The organism is Chromobacterium sp. Ag138, assembly GCF_055181315.1.
Window position 1 is genome coordinate 37,112 of sequence record NZ_JBUPWA010000001.1, and the last position, 16,589, is coordinate 53,700.

Annotated in this window: 17 protein-coding genes; 10 read left to right on the forward strand and 7 right to left on the reverse strand. The window is 64.9% G+C overall.

Annotated elements, in window-relative coordinates:
- Window positions 1-39: 39 nt before the first annotated feature.
- Window positions 40-579, reverse strand: coding sequence for a GNAT family N-acetyltransferase (locus ACY3GB_RS00170; protein WP_463086907.1), 540 nt, complete (start codon window positions 577-579; stop codon window positions 40-42).
- A 43-nt stretch (window positions 580-622) separates the two neighbouring features.
- Window positions 623-1,564 (reverse strand): LysR substrate-binding domain-containing protein, encoded by a 942-nt coding sequence (locus ACY3GB_RS00175; protein WP_463086908.1) that lies wholly within the window; start codon window positions 1,562-1,564, stop codon window positions 623-625.
- A gap of 107 nt (window positions 1,565-1,671) precedes the next feature.
- Between ACY3GB_RS00175 and ACY3GB_RS00180 the strand changes: the two genes are divergently transcribed.
- Window positions 1,672-2,280 carry an FMN-dependent NADH-azoreductase gene (locus ACY3GB_RS00180; protein ID WP_463086909.1) on the forward strand — a complete coding sequence of 203 codons (609 nt, stop codon included), beginning with the start codon at window positions 1,672-1,674 and terminating at the stop codon, window positions 2,278-2,280.
- A gap of 54 nt (window positions 2,281-2,334) precedes the next feature.
- Here the strand turns inward: ACY3GB_RS00180 and ACY3GB_RS00185 are convergent, their stop codons facing one another.
- The 5 genes from ACY3GB_RS00185 to ACY3GB_RS00205 form a co-directional block, all read right to left on the reverse strand.
- Window positions 2,335-3,147 carry a substrate-binding periplasmic protein gene (locus ACY3GB_RS00185; RefSeq protein WP_463086910.1) on the reverse strand — a complete coding sequence of 271 codons (813 nt, stop codon included), beginning with the start codon at window positions 3,145-3,147 and terminating at the stop codon, window positions 2,335-2,337.
- Window positions 3,144-3,950 (reverse strand): substrate-binding periplasmic protein, encoded by an 807-nt coding sequence (locus ACY3GB_RS00190; RefSeq protein WP_463086911.1) that lies wholly within the window; start codon window positions 3,948-3,950, stop codon window positions 3,144-3,146. Before ACY3GB_RS00190 ends, ACY3GB_RS00185 begins: the two co-directional genes overlap by 4 nt.
- A gap of 201 nt (window positions 3,951-4,151) precedes the next feature.
- The gene (locus ACY3GB_RS00195) at window positions 4,152-5,639 is read right to left on the reverse strand and encodes an aldehyde dehydrogenase (protein WP_463086912.1); all 1,488 of its coding nucleotides are present in this window, start codon (window positions 5,637-5,639) and stop codon (window positions 4,152-4,154) included.
- Window positions 5,640-5,683: 44 nt separating this feature from the next.
- The gene (locus tag ACY3GB_RS00200; RefSeq protein WP_463086913.1) at window positions 5,684-6,076 is read right to left on the reverse strand and encodes a VOC family protein; all 393 of its coding nucleotides are present in this window, start codon (window positions 6,074-6,076) and stop codon (window positions 5,684-5,686) included.
- 14 nt (window positions 6,077-6,090) lie between these two features.
- On the reverse strand, window positions 6,091-6,636 hold the full coding sequence (locus ACY3GB_RS00205) for a cupin domain-containing protein (protein WP_104946995.1): 546 nt from the start codon (window positions 6,634-6,636) through the stop codon (window positions 6,091-6,093).
- A 212-nt stretch (window positions 6,637-6,848) separates the two neighbouring features.
- Between ACY3GB_RS00205 and ald the strand changes: the two genes are divergently transcribed.
- The 9 genes from ald (at window position 6,849) to ACY3GB_RS00250 (ending at window position 16,574) form a co-directional block, all read left to right on the forward strand.
- On the forward strand, window positions 6,849-7,973 hold the full coding sequence (gene ald / locus ACY3GB_RS00210) for an alanine dehydrogenase (protein WP_463086914.1): 1,125 nt from the start codon (window positions 6,849-6,851) through the stop codon (window positions 7,971-7,973).
- A gap of 18 nt (window positions 7,974-7,991) precedes the next feature.
- On the forward strand, window positions 7,992-8,747 hold the full coding sequence (locus tag ACY3GB_RS00215; protein ID WP_463086915.1) for a gamma-glutamyl-gamma-aminobutyrate hydrolase family protein: 756 nt from the start codon (window positions 7,992-7,994) through the stop codon (window positions 8,745-8,747).
- A 111-nt stretch (window positions 8,748-8,858) separates the two neighbouring features.
- Complete coding sequence (locus ACY3GB_RS00220; protein WP_463086916.1) at window positions 8,859-10,193, forward strand: glutamine synthetase family protein; 1,335 nt, start codon at window positions 8,859-8,861, stop codon at window positions 10,191-10,193.
- Window positions 10,194-10,317: 124 nt separating this feature from the next.
- On the forward strand, window positions 10,318-11,697 hold the full coding sequence (locus ACY3GB_RS00225; RefSeq protein ID WP_463086917.1) for an aspartate aminotransferase family protein: 1,380 nt from the start codon (window positions 10,318-10,320) through the stop codon (window positions 11,695-11,697).
- Between the two features lie 172 nt (window positions 11,698-11,869).
- Window positions 11,870-12,724 (forward strand): flagellar motor stator protein MotA, encoded by an 855-nt coding sequence (gene motA, locus ACY3GB_RS00230; protein WP_463086918.1) that lies wholly within the window; start codon window positions 11,870-11,872, stop codon window positions 12,722-12,724.
- Window positions 12,725-12,742: 18 nt separating this feature from the next.
- Window positions 12,743-13,660, forward strand: coding sequence for a flagellar motor protein MotB (motB, locus tag ACY3GB_RS00235; protein WP_463086919.1), 918 nt, complete (start codon window positions 12,743-12,745; stop codon window positions 13,658-13,660).
- 4 nt (window positions 13,661-13,664) lie between these two features.
- Window positions 13,665-14,405, forward strand: coding sequence for an SAM-dependent methyltransferase (locus ACY3GB_RS00240; protein ID WP_463086920.1), 741 nt, complete (start codon window positions 13,665-13,667; stop codon window positions 14,403-14,405).
- Entirely contained in the window at window positions 14,392-15,711 is a 1,320-nt protein-coding gene (locus ACY3GB_RS00245; RefSeq protein ID WP_463086921.1) for an HDOD domain-containing protein, read from the forward strand. The genes ACY3GB_RS00240 and ACY3GB_RS00245 overlap by 14 nt, the downstream gene beginning before the upstream one ends.
- Window positions 15,712-15,776: 65 nt before the next feature.
- Complete coding sequence (locus tag ACY3GB_RS00250; protein ID WP_463086922.1) at window positions 15,777-16,574, forward strand: TrmH family RNA methyltransferase; 798 nt, start codon at window positions 15,777-15,779, stop codon at window positions 16,572-16,574.
- Window positions 16,575-16,589: the final 15 nt, after the last annotated feature.

A 16,589-nucleotide genomic window follows, 5' to 3' on the forward strand; every position in this document is an offset into this window, starting at 1 on the left:
AATGCGAATGGTCTGGCGCCGATATGTGGCGCGCAGCCATCAATTTGTTGCAGCGCAAACAAGGGTTCGAGTCGCGGCGGCCGCTTCCAGTTCCTTGACCATCACCACGCTGGCGTAGGCTTTGTCCGGCCATTGCAGCGGCGCCTCGACGCGGTAGCCGCGCTTGCCGTAGCGTTCCACCAGATGGGCGGCGGGCTGGGCGGTGTCCAGGCGGATGCGGCGATAGCCCTGGCGGCGGGCCCAGTCTTCGGCGGCGTCCATCAGCCGCGAGCCCAGTCCCTGCCCTTGCCAGGCGGGATCGACGCCGAACTGCATCAGCACGGCGCCGTCCGGCTGGCGGAATTGCGGACAGGACGAGGCGGGCCGCGGATGATGCACTGTAACGGTGCCGACCAGCTCGTCTCCATGCCACGCCAGCAGGCAGTAGCCGCCGGCGATGCGGCGGCGGGTGACGGCCGCGCTCTGGTCCACCGCGGTGTAGCGCAGGCCCATCGCCGCCAGCTGGGCGTAGGCGCGGTGCAGCAGCGCGGTCAGTTGTTCGATCGAGTCGGTTTCGGCCAGCGGGCGCAGCGTGAGCATGTTTTCAATCATCCTGGGTGGTAAGCCGGAATAGAAGCAATTGTCATGCCGGGCGGATGTCCGCGCGCTGCCAGTCGCCGGCCATTTCCTCGCTGATCAGCTGTTCCGAGACGAAGTCGATGAAGGCGCGCACCGCCGGAGACAGCCCGCGCCGGGTGGGGAAGGCCGCGTGCAGGATGCCCCAGGGAAAGTCGTACTGCGGCAGGATGTGCCGCAGCCGTCCATCCGCCAGCGCCTGGTGGCAAACGTTGACCGGCAGCGCGGCGACGCCGAGTCCGGCGATGGCCGCTTCCAGCAGCACGATCATGTCGTCGGTCATCAGCCTGGGCGCGTCCAGATGAATGGTGTAGCTCTGGCCGACATTGTCCAGCAGCACCCATTGGCCGCGGCCGTCGGGCCGGCTCATGGCCAGCGCGGGCAGGGAAGCCAGCCGTTCCGGCGTTTTCGGCTCGCCGTGGCTTTCCAGGAAGGCCGGGCTGGCCACCAGGATCACCCGGCTTTTGCCCAGCCGGCGCACCACCAGGCTGGCGCTGTCCTCGATCACGTTGCGTACCCGGATCGCCACGTCCACGCCTTCTTCTATCAGGTCGACGCGGCGGTTGGTGGCATCGAGGATCACCCGCACTTGCGGGTGGAGCGCCAGAAAGCGGGGCAGCGCGGCGCTGAGCATGGTTTTGGACAGCAGCTCCGGGCAACTGACGCGGATCAGGCCGCGCGGCTCGGCGCTGCTGTGCAGCACCGCCTCGTCGGCGGCCTCGGCCTCGGCCAGCATCGCCTGGCAGTGCTGGTAGTACTGGCCGCCGATTTCGGTCAGCGACAGGCGGCGGGTGGTTCGCTGCAGCAGACGCACGCCCAGCCTTGTTTCCAGTTCCGCCACGCGGCGGGACAGCTTGGATTTGGGAATGCCCAGCGCGCGTCCGGCGGCCATGAAGCCGCCGTGCTCGACGACTTTGGCGAAGTACAAGAGGTCGTTCAGGTCCTGCATGATTGTCTCACTGATGGAACAATGTTTCCGATTTTGACAGTCTAGTCCTGATTGTTGCGGATATCTATCATCCACTCATCGCAATCGAACCCCGAAGGACCCAGACCATGAAACTGCTCCACCTCGACTCCAGCATCCTGGCCGACAACTCCGTCACCCGCGAACTGTCCGCCGTCGTCGCCAACACCCTGCGCCAGCGCCACGCCAACGTGGAAACCAGCTACCGCGACCTGGCCGCCAACCCGATCGCTCACCTGTCCGGCGAGATCGTCGGCGCGCGTTTCGCGCCGGAATCCGACTGGACCGCTACCCAGCGCAGCGAGGCCGCGCTGACTGATCAGCTGATCGAGGAATTCCTGGCCGCGGATGTCTTGGTGATCGGCGCGCCGATGTACAACTTCTCGATTCCGACGCAGCTGAGAAGCTGGATCGACCGCGTGTTCGCCGCCGGCCGCACCTTCAAGTACACCGAAACCGGTCCGGTGGGCCTGGTGAAGGACAAGAAAGTGGTGCTGGTGTCCGCCCGCGGCGGCGTGCACAGCGGCGAGCAGGGCAGCCTGATGGACTTCCAGGAAGATTACCTGGTGAAAGTGCTGGGCTTCCTGGGCGTCAGCAACGTGGAAATCATCCGCGCCGAAGCGGTGAACATGGGGCCTGACAAGCGCGCCACCTCCATCCACATGGCCAAGGAGGCCATCGCCAAGCTGGCGCTGTAAGCTGAAGGCAATGTCAAAGCCCGGTTCTCGGAACCGGGCTTTTTCGCGTCCGCTTCATTCCAGCGGCTGCTTCAGCACTTGATCCACGCTGGCTTCGCTCAGGTAGCGGCGCAGGATCGCGCGCAAGGCGCCGTCGCGGTACATCTTGCGCAGCTCCTGGTGCCAGAGTTCGGCGGCGGCCGGCGTGAAACGCGCCTTGCTCAGCGCGATGGAGCCGGAGATGGTTTCGGCGTCGGGGAAGAAGTCGCGAGCGTTGATCAGTTGCTCGGCGCGGTGAGCTCGCAACCATGGGTCGTAGCTGATGGGGTGCGCGAGAGCGGCGTCCACCAAACCGTTGACCAGCATGCGGTACAGGTCGTCTTCGCTTTCCGCGATCACCAGCTTGTGTTGCTGGGCGAGGTCGCTCAGCAGCCTATCCTGGGCGGGGCTGTGGCGATAGCCGCGTATCGCTCCCCAGCGCAGGGAGGGGGATTTGAGCAGGTCGTCCAGCGAATCGGCCCGGCTGGCGCGGGGCAGCAGCACCATGTTCTTGCTGTGGTTGTAGGGATACAGCCACAGATAGCGCTGGCGCTCAGGCGTGATCAAGGTGGAGGAGCCGATGTCGGCCAGGCCGAGCTCCAGTTGCTTGAGCGCGCGGATGCGCGGGTAGTCGGTCTCCGCGCGGATCGGGCAATCCAGCCGCCGCGCCAGCTCGCGCACCAGGTCGACATCGTAGCCCTTTCCCTGGTGGTAGGCGACGCCGAAATCGTAGTAGGCGACGGCCAGCGGGCCCTGCGGACAGGCTGGATTGCCAGCCTGGGCGGCTAGCGGCAGGAGGAGCGGAATCAGCCAGCCGGCCAGGCGCTGGGGGAAGGGTTGGCGCATCATTCCAGCGGCTTCTGCATCATCTGCTTGGCGGCGCTCTCGTTCAGATAGCGGCGCATGATTTCGTACAGGCTGCCGTCCTGATACATCTTCAGCAGCTCCTGATGCCATTTCTCGGCGGCGTCGCGGCCGAAGCGCGCCTTGCTCAGCGCCAGGCCGCTGGCGACCATGTCGGATTCCGGATACAGATCCAGCACCACGATCTGGCTGGCGTTGGGCAGCTCGCGCAGCCAGCGTCCATAGCTGAAAGGCTGGGCGAAAACCGCGGTGACCACGCCGCTGCCGAGCATCTTGTACAGGTCGTCCTCGTCGGCGGCGATCACGACCTTGCGCCGGGCGTTCAGCTCTTCCAGCAGCTTGTCTTGCGAAGGGCCGTGGTGGTAGCCGCGTATCGCGCCCCAGCGCAGCGCCGGGTCTTCGCGCAGCGCGGACAAGGTTCTGGCCTGGACGGCGGGGTTCAGCAGCACCATGTTCTTGCTGTGGTTGTATTGATAAATCCATGAGTATTGCAGCCGGTCCGGCGAGGCCAAGGTAGAGGGGCTGATGTCTATCTGTCCGCTGGACAGCATTTTCAGCGCGCGCAACCGGGGCAATTCGGTTTCGCTGGCGATGGGGCAACCCAGCCGGCGGGACAACTCCCTGACCATGTCCACATCGTAACCCTTGCCGTCGCGGTAGGCGGCGCCGATCTTGTAGTAGCCGATCTTGAGCGGGCCGTTGGGGCAGGCGGAATTGCTTTGCGCCGCGTGGGCCAGGGGAGTTAGCCATAACAGGCCGACAACGGCAAGTTTGTAGATTCGCTGCATGCTGACGCGCCATCCGGAAGTCTTTGATTTCAATCATAGCCGCGCTGTCGGCGGCTGCTACCCCGACTGGCGGCGGCAAGGGCGCTTGCGGTTTTGGGGCGGGCAAGGGGAGATGCGGACAGGGTGCGTGTTTCAGGATGCAGGACGGCTGGGACGGGGCAGGCCGCCGGCCGGGAACGGAGCCCCGGCCGGCGCGAAGGGTTACAGCTTGATCAGCGTGCTCTTCAGCTCGGTGTATTTCTCGAGCGCGTGCAGCGATTTGTCGCGGCCGTTGCCGGACTGTTTGTAGCCGCCGAAGGGGAAGTTCATGTCGCCGCCCTCGTCATAGCAGTTCACCCACACGGTGCCGGCGCGCAGGCGGCGCGACACCTGATGGGCGGTGCTGACGTTGGAGGTCCACACCGCGGCCGCCAGGCCGTAGGACGTGTCGTTGGCGATGCGGATGGCGTCGTCCAGCTCGCTGAAGGTGATCACTGACAGCACCGGGCCGAAGATTTCCTCGCGGCAGATGGTCAGGTCGTCGCTGGGGCAATCAAAGGCGGTGGGCTCGATGAACAGGCCCTTGTCGGTGTGCACGGCCTTGCCGCCCAGCAGCAGGTTGGCGCCTTCGCTCAAGCCTTTGTCGATATAGTTCAGCACCTTGCGGTACTGGATGTCGTCGACGATGGCGCCCATGCTGGTGGCCGGATCGAGCGGATCGCCGGGGAAGAAGCCGGAGGCGGCTTTCTTGAACTCCTCGAGGAAGCGCGCCTTGATGTCCTTGTGCACCAGCACGCGCGAGCCGGCGGTGCAGACTTCGCCCATATTGTAGAAGATGCCGCTGGCGGCGGAGCGCGCGGCGAGGGCCAGGTCCGGGCAGTCCGGCAGGATGATGTTGGGCGACTTGCCGCCCAGCTCCAGCCATGCCCGCTTCAGATTGGACTGGGCGGCGTAGCCGGCGATCAGCTTGCCCACGTTGGTGGAGCCGGTGAAGGCGACGCAGTCGACGTCCATGTGCAGCGCCAGCAGGCGGCCGACGTCGCCGGCGCCGGGCAGCACCTGGAAGATGCCGTCGGGGATGCCGGCCTGTTTGGCCAGCGCGGCGATGCGGATCGCGGTCAGCGGCGATTTTTCCGACGGCTTGACGATGACGGCGTTGCCGGCGGCCAGCGCCGGGCCGAATTTCCAGCTCGCCATCAGGATGGGGAAGTTCCACGGCACCACCGCGGCCACCACGCCTATCGGCTCGCGGGTCACCAGGCCGACCAGCTTGGGATCGACCGGCACGACTTCGCCGCCCACTTTGTCGATCGCTTCGGCGAACCATTCCACGCAGTAGGCGGAAGCGGGCACGTCGACGGCGGTGGTGTCGCCGATGGGCTTGCCGACGTCCAGCGTCTCCAGCAGCGACAGCTCGTCGGCGTGCTCGCGGATCAGCGCGGCGAAGCGCTTGAGCACGGCGGCGCGCTTGAGCGGCGCGAGTTCGGACCAGACGCCGGATTCGAACGCGCGGCGGGCGGCCTTGACCGCGGTTTCCACGTCGGCTTCGCCGCAGTGGGCGATCTCGGCCAGCTTGGCGCCGTTGGCGGGGTTGACGCAATCGAAGCGCTTGCCCTCGGCGGCGTCGCGGTATTCGCCATTCACGAAGGCGCGGCCTTCAATCTTCAGTTCTGCTGCAAGTTGCTTCCATTCGGCGTGACTGCGGGCCATGCTGCTCTCCTCGTCGAGTGATGTTGTTGAGCGGAATTAAGCTTTCAGGCTGAAACGGGACTGCAAAGTTCGATCAGCGCGCCGTCGGGCGCGCGCACATAGGACACGGTCTGTCCCCAGGGCTTTGTCTTCGGGGGCGACAGCTCCGCCGCGCCGTGCGCCAGAGCTTGCGCATGGGCGGCCGCCACGTCGCCGGTGACCAGGCCGATCTCCATGCCCAGCGGCCTGGCGGATTCATTGGCGCGGACATGGCCGTCGGGCAGGTTGGCGGCGGCCAGCTCATGCTGAGCGAAGGACAGGGTGGTTTCGCCGGTGTCCAGCTCGCCGTAGGTTCCGGATTCGTGCAGGAATTTGCGCTTGAAGCCGAAGGCGGATTCGAAGAAGCGCAGCGAAGCCGGCACGTCCGGCACGTAGATAATGGTGTAAGCCAGCTTCAAGACGTTTCCCCTGTTTAGAATGTGGGCGGCGAACTGGCGCTCACCACCTCGCAGATGTCGTCGCCGACATTGCGGAAGCGGTGCGGCAGCTTGCTGTCGAAGTAGTAAGCGTCGCCCGGGCCCAGCACCCGGCTCTCGCTGCCCACCGTCACTTCTATGCTGCCGCGGATGATCACGCCGCCCTCCTGGCCTTCGTGCTCCAGCATGTCCGGGCCGGTGTCGGCGCCGGGCAGGTAGCGTTCGCGCAGGATGGCGATGTCGCGCTTGTCGTGGGCGGTGCCCACCAGCATCAGATTGATGTCCTCGTTGCCGAGGTTGGGCAGCTCGTCCGCCTGGTAGAACACGCGCGGCTGTGCCGGCTCGGCGTCGAAAGTGAAGAATTCTGCCAGCGTGATCGGCAATCCTTCCAGCACTTTCTTGAGGGAACTGACCGAAGGGCTTACCCGGTTCTGCTCGATCAGCGAGATGGTGCCGTTGGTGACGCCCGCGCGTTTGGCCAGCTCTCTTTGCGACAATCCGAACCGCGTTCTGACCATTCTCAAGCGTGCGCCTACGTCCATTCTTCCTGCTCCATCAGTATGTTAATAATTTTAGACAACTGCGGCATTGTAGCGCGATAGAAGGCAAATGTGCTTGCTGCGTCGCAAAATCGAATATCTTTGCAACGGCCAGATTTTATAGTCAGAATCAAGTTGAAAGGGCAAGCGCGATGTGAATTTTCTTAAACGGCGCTTGTCTGCCTGTGCAGGGCAAAAACCAGTTGGAGACGACTATGTTGATCGGCGTTCCGAAGGAAATCAAAAACCATGAGTACCGCGTGGGTCTGACCCCGTCCGGTGTCCGCGAGCTGGTGGCGAACGGGCACAAGGTACTGGTGCAGACCCACGCGGGTCTCGCGATCGGCTTTACCGACGAGCAATACATCCAGGCCGGCGCCTCCATCGCTTCCAACGCGGAAGAGGTGTTCGAGCGCGCCGACATGATCGTCAAGGTCAAGGAGCCGCAGCCGGTGGAGTGCCGGATGCTGCGCCCGGGCCAGATTCTTTTCACTTACCTGCATTTGGCGCCGGACCCGGAGCAGACCAAGCTGCTGATCGAGTCCGACTCGGTGGCCATCGCCTACGAAACCGTCACCGACGAGCGCGGCGGCCTGCCGCTGTTGGCGCCGATGTCCGAGGTGGCCGGCCGGATGGCGATCCAGGCTGGCGCGCACGCGCTGGAAAAGGCCCAGGGCGGCCGCGGCGTGCTGCTGGGCGGCGTGCCCGGCGTGGCGCCGGCCAAGGTGGTGGTGATAGGCGGCGGCGTGGTGGGACTCAACGCCGCGCGGATGGCGATGGGCGCCGGCGCCGACGTCACCATCCTCGACAAATCGCTGACCCGGCTCAAAGAGATAGACATGGTGTTCGGCGGCCGCATCAAGACCTTGATGTCCAACGGCGCCAACATCGACGACAGCATTCGCGACGCCGACCTGGTGATCGGCGCGGTGTTGATTCCCGGGGCGGCCGCGCCCAAGCTGGTGACGCGCGCGATGCTGAAGACGATGAAGCCGGGCGCGGTGCTGGTGGACGTGGCGATAGACCAGGGAGGCTGTTTCGAGACCAGCCGGGCCACCACCCACCAGGACCCGATCTACACCGTGGACGGCATCGTCCACTACTGCGTGGCCAATATGCCGGGCGGCGTCGCCCGCACTTCCACCCAGGCGCTGACCAACGCCACGCTGCCGTACACGCTGGAGCTGGCCAACAAGGGCTGGCGCCAGGCGCTGCTGGACAACGCCCACCTGCGCAACGGTCTCAACGTCTGCCGCGGGCGGGTCACTTACCAGGCGGTGGCGCGGGATCTAGGCCACGCTTACGTCGATCCGATAGAGGCCATCAAGGCCGCAAGCTGATAAGGAGCGCAGCAAGCCATGTCGCAAGCAATGATAGGCATCCCGTGTGATCTGAAAATGATCGGCCTGCTGCCGTTTCACGCGGTGGGCGACAAATACATCGCCGCCGCGGCCGGCGGGGCGGGCGGCCTGCCGGTGTTGATCCCGTCGCTGGGCGACGACGCCCTGCTGCGCGCCACGCTGGCGACGCTGGACGGCGTGCTGCTGCCGGGCTCGCCGTCCAATGTGGAGCCGCGCCATTACGGCGGGCCGGCCAGCCGCACCGGCACGCTGCACGATCCTAGGCGCGACGCCACCACGTTGCCGCTGATCCGCCTGGCGCTGGAGGAGGGCGTGCCGCTGCTGGGCATCTGCCGCGGCTTCCAAGAGATCAATGTCGCGCTGGGTGGCGAGCTGCACCAGCACGTGCAGGAAGAGCCGGGCCTGCGCGACCACCGCGAGGCGGAGGGCGACGACATCGCCGCGATGTACGCGCCGGCGCACCGGGTGGACTTCGTCGAGGGCGGCTTGCTGGCGGAATGGTCCGGCGAGCGCTCGGCGATGGTCAATTCGCTGCACCAGCAGGGCATCAAGCGGCTGGCCCCCAGCCTGATCGCCGAGGCGCATGCCGAGGACGGCCTGGTGGAGGCTTACCGCGTCCGCAATTCCAAGGGCTTCGCCTTCGCCGTGCAATGGCACCCGGAATGGCTGTACTGGGACAACCCGCTGTCCCAGGCCATCTTCCATGCCTTCGGCGAGGCTTGCCGGATGAGGAGGGAAAGCCGCAAGGGATGAATCCCATGCGCGCCGGACGAGGAACCCGGCGCGAGTCTCGATGACTCATAAAGTAGCACCTCCCGATCCAGAGCCGCAGCCAGCGGCCGGGGAGACCATAGAGGAAGCGTTATGAATCACCAGATCAACGAGTGGTTGCGAGAGCACCGCATCACCGAAGTGGAATGCATCGTGCCGGACATGACCGGCATCGCCCGTGGAAAGATCGTGCCCAAGGACAAGTTCGTTTCCGATCCGGAAATGCGCCTGCCCGAAGCGGTGCTGATCCAGACCGTGACCGGCGACTATCCCGACGACAGCCTGCTGGACCTGACCGATCCCGACATGGTGCTGGAGCCCGATCCGAACACGCTGCGCTACGTGCCGTGGGCGGTGGATCCGACGGCGCAGCTGATCTACGACTGCTGCCGCGCCGACGGCAGCCCGGTGGACGTGGCGCCGCGCAATGTGCTCAAGCGCGTGCTGGGCCTGTTCGGCGAGATGGGCCTGGAGCCGGTGCTGGCGCCGGAGATGGAGTTCTACCTGCTGTCACCGAATCCCGACCCCGACATCCCGCTGGCCGCGCCGATCGGCCGCACCGGCCGGGCGGAGTTCGGCCGCCGTTCCTACTCGATCGACGCGGTCAACGAGTTCGACCCGCTGTTCGAGGACATCTACGATTACTGCCACGCGCAGAATCTGGAAGTGGACACCCTGATCCACGAGATCGGCACCGCGCAGATGGAAATCAACTTCCTGCACGGCAACCCGCTGGATCTGGCCGACCAGGTGTTCCTGTTCAAGCGCACCGTGCGCGAGGCCGCGTTCCGCCACAATATGTACGCCACCTTCATGGCCAAGCCGATGGAGAACGAGCCGGGCAGCGCCATGCACATCCACCAGAGCCTGGTGGACAAGAACACCGGCCGCAACGTGTTCACCAACGAGGACGGCAGCCCGTCCGACATCTTCTTCCACTTTATCGCCGGCCTGCAGAAATACGTGCCGCAGACCATGCCGCTGTTCGCGCCCTACGTGAACTCATTCCGTCGTTTGTCTCGCTACACCGCGGCGCCGACCAATGTCGAATGGGGTTACGACAACCGCACCGTGGGCCTGCGCATCCCGCACTCGTCGCCGGCCGCGCGCCGCATCGAAAACCGGGTGCCGGGCGTCGACGTCAATCCCTACATCGCCATCGCCGCCACGCTGGCCTGCGGCTACCTGGGCATGGTGAACAAGCTGCGGCCGACCGAGCCCAGGCAGACCGACGCCTACGAGCTGCCTTACCAGTTCCCCAACAGCTCGGAAGAGTCGCTGCTGCAGCTGGCCGGCTGCAGCGAGATCGCCGAGGTGCTGGGACCGCGCTTCGTCAAGATGTACGTGGCGATGAAGGAGAAGGAGTTTTCCGAGTATTTCCGCGTGATCAGCCCGTGGGAGCGCAAGTTCCTGCTGCTGCACGTGTGATGCGCGGACCATCCGCGCAAGGTTAGAATCGAGGAACAGACAGGACAAACGAATAGAACGACGCCGCAGGCGCAGGGGGGCGGGCAAGAGCCCGCCCCGTCGGAGAAAACTGGAAGGAAGTGTTATGCAGAAGCAACGTACGACCAGCCAATGGCGCGAACTGGATGCCGCCCATCACCTGCATCCGTTTACCGATACCGCATCGCTGAACCAGGCGGGCGCGCGCGTGATGACGCGCGGAGAGGGCGTCTACCTGTGGGATTCGGACGGCAACAAGATCATCGACGGCATGGCCGGCCTGTGGTGCGTGAACGTCGGCTATGGCCGCCAGGATTTCGCCGAGGTGGCGCGCCGCCAGATGGAAGAGCTGCCGTTCTACAACACCTTCTTCAAAACCACCCATCCGGCGGTGGTCGAGCTGTCCAGCCTGCTGGCCGAAGTGACGCCGGCCGGCTTCGAGCATGTGTTCTACACCAACTCCGGCTCCGAATCGGTGGACACCATGATCCGCATGGTGCGCCGCTATTGGGACGTGCAGGGCAAGCCGGAGAAGAAGACCCTGATCGGCCGCTGGAACGGCTATCACGGCTCCACCATCGGCGGCGCCAGCCTGGGCGGCATGAAGTACATGCACGAGCAGGGCGATCTGCCGATTCCGGGCATGGCCCACATCGAGCAACCGTGGTGGTACAAGCACGGCAAGGACATGATGCCGGACGAGTTCGGCGTGGTGGCTGCGCGCTGGCTGGACGAGAAGATCCAGGAGATCGGCGCCGACAAGGTGGCCGCCTTCGTCGCCGAGCCCATCCAGGGCGCCGGCGGCGTGATCATTCCGCCGGCCACCTACTGGCCGGAAATCGAGCGCATCTGCCGCAAGCACGATGTGTTGATTGTGGCGGACGAAGTGATCTGCGGCTTCGGCCGCACCGGCGAATGGTTCGGCCATCAGCATTTCGGCTTCCAGCCCGATTTGTTCACCGCGGCCAAGGGCTTGTCGTCCGGCTACTTGCCGATCGGCGCGGTGTTCGTCGGCAAGCGCGTGGCGGAAGGCCTGATCGCAGGCGGCGACTTCAACCACGGCTTCACCTATTCCGGCCATCCGGTCTGCGCCGCGGTGGCGCACGCCAATGTGGTGGCGTTGCGCGACGAGGGCATCGTCCAGCGGGTCAAGGACGATATCGGACCCTATATGCAGAAGCGCTGGCGCGAAACATTCAGCCGCTTCGAGCACGTCGACGACGTGCGCGGCGTGGGCCTGATCCAGGCTTTCACGCTGGTGAAGAACAAGGCGACGCGCGAGCTGTTCCCGGACTTCGGCGAGATCGGCACGCTGTGCCGCGACATTTTCTTCCGCAACAACCTGATCATGCGGGCTTGCGGAGACCACATCGTGTCCTCGCCGCCGCTGGTGATGACGCGGGCCGAGGTGGATGAAATGCTGGCGGTGGCCGAGCGCTGTCTGGAGGAGTTCGAGCAGACGCTGAAGGCGCGCGGCCTGGCCTAGCGCCGGCTATGCTGGTGTGGGGGCGGCCTCGCCCCTGCCTTTTTTGCAGGGAATGAAGCGGGTTGATACAATTCCACCCGCTTTTTCTATTATTTCTATAATGAATTGCAAAAAGGCATGCTGTAATACAAATAACGGCATGAGGCAATAAAACAAATACAGGACTTGGCGCATGTTCGTCGCAATCGGGTATCTCATCATTCTGGGCTCGGTGCTTGGGGGCTTCATCGCCGCGGGGGGCCATGTCGCCGCGCTGATGCAACCGCTGGAGGTCGTGATGATCGCCGGCGCGGCCATCGGCGCTTTCGTCGTCGCCAATGGCGGCGCGCCGCTGAAGGCCACCACTAAGGCCCTTCCCACCGTGTTCAAGGGCAGTTCCTACGGCAAGGCCTTCTACATGGATCTGTTTTCCCTGCTCTTCGAGATCCTGACCAAGGTGCGCAAGGAAGGCCTGATGTCGATCGAGGCCGACGTCGAAAATCCCGAGGCCAGTCCGGTCTTCTCAAAGTACCCTACCGTCATGCATGACCACCATGTGGTCGAGTTCATCTGCGACTACCTGCGGCTGATGGTGGGCGGCAACCTCAACGCCTTTGAGATCGAGAACCTGATGGACGTCGAGATTGAAACCCACCACCACGAGGGCGAGGTGCCGGTGTCGGCGGTCAAGGGCTTGGCCGATGGCCTGCCGGCCTTCGGTATCGTGGCCGCGGTGATGGGCGTGGTGCATACGATGGAGTCGGTGGGCGCGCCGCCGTCCGAGCTGGGCATGCTGATCGCCCACGCGCTGGTGGGCACCTTCCTCGGTATTTTGCTCGCCTACGGCTTCGTCGGTCCGCTGGGCACCATCTTGGAGCACAAGCTGGCCGAGGGCACCCGTGTCTACCAGACCATCAAGGTGACGCTGCTGGCCAGCCTGAACGGCTACGCGCCGCAGGTGGCGGTGGAGTTCGGCCGCAAGGCGCTGTCCTCGATGGACCGCCCGTCGTTCAAGGAACTGGAAGATCACGTCAAGCAGAAGAAATAAGCCGGGCAGGGGGCAGACATGGCCGATGAATCGCAACGACCGATAATCGTCAAGAAAATCAAGAAGGGGGGGCACGGCCATCACGGCGGCGCCTGGAAAATCGCCTATGCCGACTTCGTGACGGCGATGATGGCGTTCTTCCTGTTGATGTGGCTGCTGGGGTCGGCGTCGCAAGGCACCTTGAGCGGCATTTCCGAATACTTCAAGACGCCGTTGAAAGTCGCCATGTCCGGCGGCGCGGGCGCGGGCGACGCCACCTCGGTGATCAAGGGCGGCGGTAACGATCTGACCAAGCAGGCCGGCCAGGTCAACAAGGCTGGCTCCAAGCAGGAAGAGATCATGCAGAAGCAGAAGGAGCAGGCCAGCCTGAACCAGCTGCAGCAGAAAATCCAGCAGACTATAGACCAGAGCGATCTGTTCAAGCAGTACAAAAACCAGCTGAAGCTGGAAATGACGCCGGAAGGGCTGAAGATCCAGATCGTGGACGAGCAGAACCGGCCGATGTTCGATTCCGGCAGCTCCCGCATGCTGCCGCATACCCGGGTGTTGCTGCAGCAGCTGGCTTCGGAGCTGAACCAGCTGCCCAACAGGATCAGCATTTCCGGCCACACCGACGCCAAGCCTTTCGCCGGCGGACAAGGCGGCTACAGCAACTGGGAGCTGTCAGCCGACCGGGCCAACACCGCCCGCCGCGAGCTAGTGGCCGGCGGGCTCTCCGAGAACAAGATCCTGCGCGTGGTGGGCTTGTCGTCCGCCAACCCGCTGATCAAGAGTGATGTGTTCAGTCCGGAGAATCGCCGCATCACCATCGTGGTGCTGAACAAGGACGCCGAATCGTCGATACTCAACGACGGCTTCAAGCCGCAGATGAACCAGGAAGTGATAGGCGGGCCGCAGCAAGGCGGCGAGTCGGCTCCGCAGCCGAACGAGCCCTGAGCGCATGAGGCGGCTGCGCCATCCGCTGCTTCAGTTGCTGGCCTGCGTCGGCGCCTGGATTTTCATCGCGCCGGCTTTGCATTTATTGCCCTGGGCCGCGCTGCAGGGACTGCTGGCGGGCTTGTTCGCCGTCGCCTTGCGCTTGCCGGGCTGGCAGCGCCTCGCGCATGGATTGTTCGTGCCGGCTGTGGCGCTGGCCAGCCAGGCGGGCGTCGCGCCGGGCTGGTACCTGGCGGCGTTGCTGCTGACGCTGGCGCTAGGCCGCAACGCGCTGGTGGAGCGGGTGCCGCTTTACCGTTCCGGGGTCGCGGTGGCGGAAAGGCTGGCTGAGCGCCTGGCCGGCGGCGCGTCGCTGCTGGAGGCCGGCTGCGGCGACGGCCGGCTGGCGCTGCTGCTGGCCCTGCGCCGGCCGGACCTGAACATGCGCGCGCTGGAAAACGCCGTGGGCAGCTGGTTGCTGGCGCGCTGGTGCTGGCGGCGGGCGGGGAGCCCGAGCCGGCTGGCGTTCGCCTGCCGCAATTTTTGGAGCGAGGATTGGGGGGGGTATGACGCGATTTACGTGTTCTTGTCGCCGGAGCCCATGCCTAGGGTCTGGAGCAAGTTCGTCGCCGAGGGCCGGCCAGGCAGCCTGCTCATCAGCAACACCTTTTCCGTGCCCGGCATCGAGCCGGACGAATGCATTCCTCTCGACGGCCCTTTGCAAAAAGAACTATTGATCTGGCGCCACCCAAATGGACCTCGATAACTGGACCAAGACCATTGCGGAACGGCGGTGGCCGATTCTGCCCGACACGCTGCTGGAGCTGCGCGACGCTTGCGCCCGCCACAGCGACCTGATCAATTTCACCGACCTGGCCAACCTCTGCCTGTCCGATCCCTTCCTGCTGCTGGATCTGTTCCGGGTGGTGGGCAATTCGCGCGCGCTGCAGCGCAACGAGAGCATCCCCGCGGTGGAGCAGACGCTGCTGCTGATGGGGCTGGAGGCGGTGGTGGCGCGCTTCAACCGCATCGAGCCCCTGGACGCTGCCGAGGGCAAGCTGGACGCCGATGTTTACGAAGCGGTTGGCGACTGGATGGCGCGCAGCCGGGTGGCGGCCCTGATCGTCAAGGAATGGTTGTCCATCATGGGCGACCTGAAAGTGGAGGACTGTTTCGTCTCCGCGCTGCTGTACAATCTGCCGGCCTGCATCTACATGATCCAGCGCAACCGCCTGCCGGACAAGCCGCTATTGCAGGAAATGTCCGAAGCGTTCAACGCCGATTACAGCAAGATCCTGCAATCCTTCGTCAAGCACATGCCGCTGCCGAGCGGATTCAACACGCTGCTGGGGCCCGGCGTGCCCAATAAGCGGCGCCAGCTGCTGAAGCTGGCCATCGCCACGGCGAACTCGCTGGATCACGGCATCGAGCGCAGCACCTGGCTGGTGGGCGTGGACACAGCGGCCAAGATGATCAATTGCATGCCGGAAATGGCCTACAACGCGGTGGTGCACGCCGCGCTCAAGGTGGCGAAGCGCCCGCACGTGGTCGGCTATACCTTCCCGGCGCGCGCGCTGCTGCTGTTGGCCGACAACGGCAAGAAGCCGGAAATGAAGAAGGCCCAGGCGCTGTCGGACGCCGACCAGCTTGAGCACGCGATTCGTGAGTCGATACGCTTCCTGGCCAACGATCTCAAGTTCGAACGCGTGCTGTATTACCACTACGAGCACGATCTGCACGCGTTGAAGCTGCGCTACCAGGTGGGCGTGGAGGCGGACAACCCGCTGCGCAAGCTGCAGGTGGCGCTGGAGCCGGGCAGCTTCTTCGGCGTGTTCACCGGCAAGCCGCAGAGTTTCCACGCGCCGTCCGATGTCCGCCAGCAGTTGAGCCGGCGCTATGAGGACGAGTTCTTCCAGCACATCGGCGACGGCGAGTTCGCGTTGATGACCTTGTTCGGCGGGCACAGGCTCGGCGGCGTGTTCTATGTCGACAACGCACGCAGCGGCCGCGCGATTGACGACGCCACCTACCATCGCTTCAAGGACCTGATCAGCCGTCTGGCCCAGCATTGATGCAAGAAGGCGCGGGGGCGGGTAAACTCTGCCCCTCCGCTTAGCGCCGCATCGGCAGAATCGACATGCATCACATCTCCAAGACCATCACGTCACCCCACAACGACGAAGTCAAGGCGCTGGCCAGATTGGTCCAGCACAGCCGCGACCGCCGCAAGGAAGGCGTGATGGTGCTGGAGGGCATCCACCTGGCCGAATCCTGTTTGCAGGCCGGCGGCATCTTGTCGCGGGTCTATCTGAACGAGGCCATGGCCGGCAAGCCGGAAGTGCAGAAGCTGCTGGCTGGCTTGCCTGCCGGGTGCGCGGTGATCGCGATGCCCGAAGCGGTGATGGCCAAGGTGACCGCGCTGTCCAGCGCTGGCGAGCTGCTGGCCCTGAGCCCGCGTCCGCGGCCCGCGCCGCCTTCGGCCGACGCCGCGCGGGTGCTGCTGGAAGACATCCAGGACCCAGGCAATCTGGGGACCATCCTGCGCACCGCCGCGGCGGCCGGCGTGTACGACGTCTTCCTGTCCAAGGGCTGCGTGGACGTGTTCTCTCCCAAGGTGCTGCGCGCCGGCATGGGCGCGCATTTCGCGCTGCGCATACACGAGCACGCCGATCTCGCCGATGAGCTGCGCCGCTTCGGCGGACGCCGCCTGGTCACGCATCTGGAGGGGTCCAGCTCCTTGTACGGACATGACCTGACCGGGCCGGTAGCCTTCGTGTTCGGCAACGAGGGAGCGGGCGTCAGCGACGCGCTGCTGGCGCTGGCGGACGCGCGCATCCGCATTCCGATGCCCGGCCACGCGGAGTCGCTGAACGTGGCGATGGCGGCGACGGTCTGCCTGTTCGAGCGGGTGAGACAGCAGGAACAGCCGGTCTGACCCGGCTTGCCGGGC

What these genes read in the sequence shown, in the direction of transcription:
- ACY3GB_RS00240 (WP_463086920.1), top strand. Translation starts at nt 13,665, where the DNA reads ATGAGGCGGCTGCGCCATCCGCTGCTTCAGTTGCTGGCCTGCGTCGGC.
- motB (WP_463086919.1), top strand. Translation starts at nt 12,743, where the DNA reads ATGGCCGATGAATCGCAACGACCGATAATCGTCAAGAAAATCAAGAAG.
- ACY3GB_RS00215 (WP_463086915.1), top strand. Translation starts at nt 7,992, where the DNA reads ATGTCGCAAGCAATGATAGGCATCCCGTGTGATCTGAAAATGATCGGC.
- ACY3GB_RS00245 (WP_463086921.1), top strand. Translation starts at nt 14,392, where the DNA reads ATGGACCTCGATAACTGGACCAAGACCATTGCGGAACGGCGGTGGCCG.
- ACY3GB_RS00180 (WP_463086909.1), top strand. Translation starts at nt 1,672, where the DNA reads ATGAAACTGCTCCACCTCGACTCCAGCATCCTGGCCGACAACTCCGTC.
- motA (WP_463086918.1), top strand. Translation starts at nt 11,870, where the DNA reads ATGTTCGTCGCAATCGGGTATCTCATCATTCTGGGCTCGGTGCTTGGG.
- ACY3GB_RS00195 (WP_463086912.1), bottom strand. Translation starts at nt 5,639, where the DNA reads ATGGCCCGCAGTCACGCCGAATGGAAGCAACTTGCAGCAGAACTGAAG.
- ACY3GB_RS00250 (WP_463086922.1), top strand. Translation starts at nt 15,777, where the DNA reads ATGCATCACATCTCCAAGACCATCACGTCACCCCACAACGACGAAGTC.
- ACY3GB_RS00170 (WP_463086907.1), bottom strand. Translation starts at nt 579, where the DNA reads ATGCTCACGCTGCGCCCGCTGGCCGAAACCGACTCGATCGAACAACTG.
- ACY3GB_RS00175 (WP_463086908.1), bottom strand. Translation starts at nt 1,564, where the DNA reads ATGCAGGACCTGAACGACCTCTTGTACTTCGCCAAAGTCGTCGAGCAC.
- ACY3GB_RS00190 (WP_463086911.1), bottom strand. Translation starts at nt 3,950, where the DNA reads ATGCAGCGAATCTACAAACTTGCCGTTGTCGGCCTGTTATGGCTAACT.
- ald (WP_463086914.1), top strand. Translation starts at nt 6,849, where the DNA reads ATGTTGATCGGCGTTCCGAAGGAAATCAAAAACCATGAGTACCGCGTG.
- ACY3GB_RS00205 (WP_104946995.1), bottom strand. Translation starts at nt 6,636, where the DNA reads ATGGACGTAGGCGCACGCTTGAGAATGGTCAGAACGCGGTTCGGATTG.
- ACY3GB_RS00225 (WP_463086917.1), top strand. Translation starts at nt 10,318, where the DNA reads ATGCAGAAGCAACGTACGACCAGCCAATGGCGCGAACTGGATGCCGCC.
- ACY3GB_RS00185 (WP_463086910.1), bottom strand. Translation starts at nt 3,147, where the DNA reads ATGATGCGCCAACCCTTCCCCCAGCGCCTGGCCGGCTGGCTGATTCCG.
- ACY3GB_RS00220 (WP_463086916.1), top strand. Translation starts at nt 8,859, where the DNA reads ATGAATCACCAGATCAACGAGTGGTTGCGAGAGCACCGCATCACCGAA.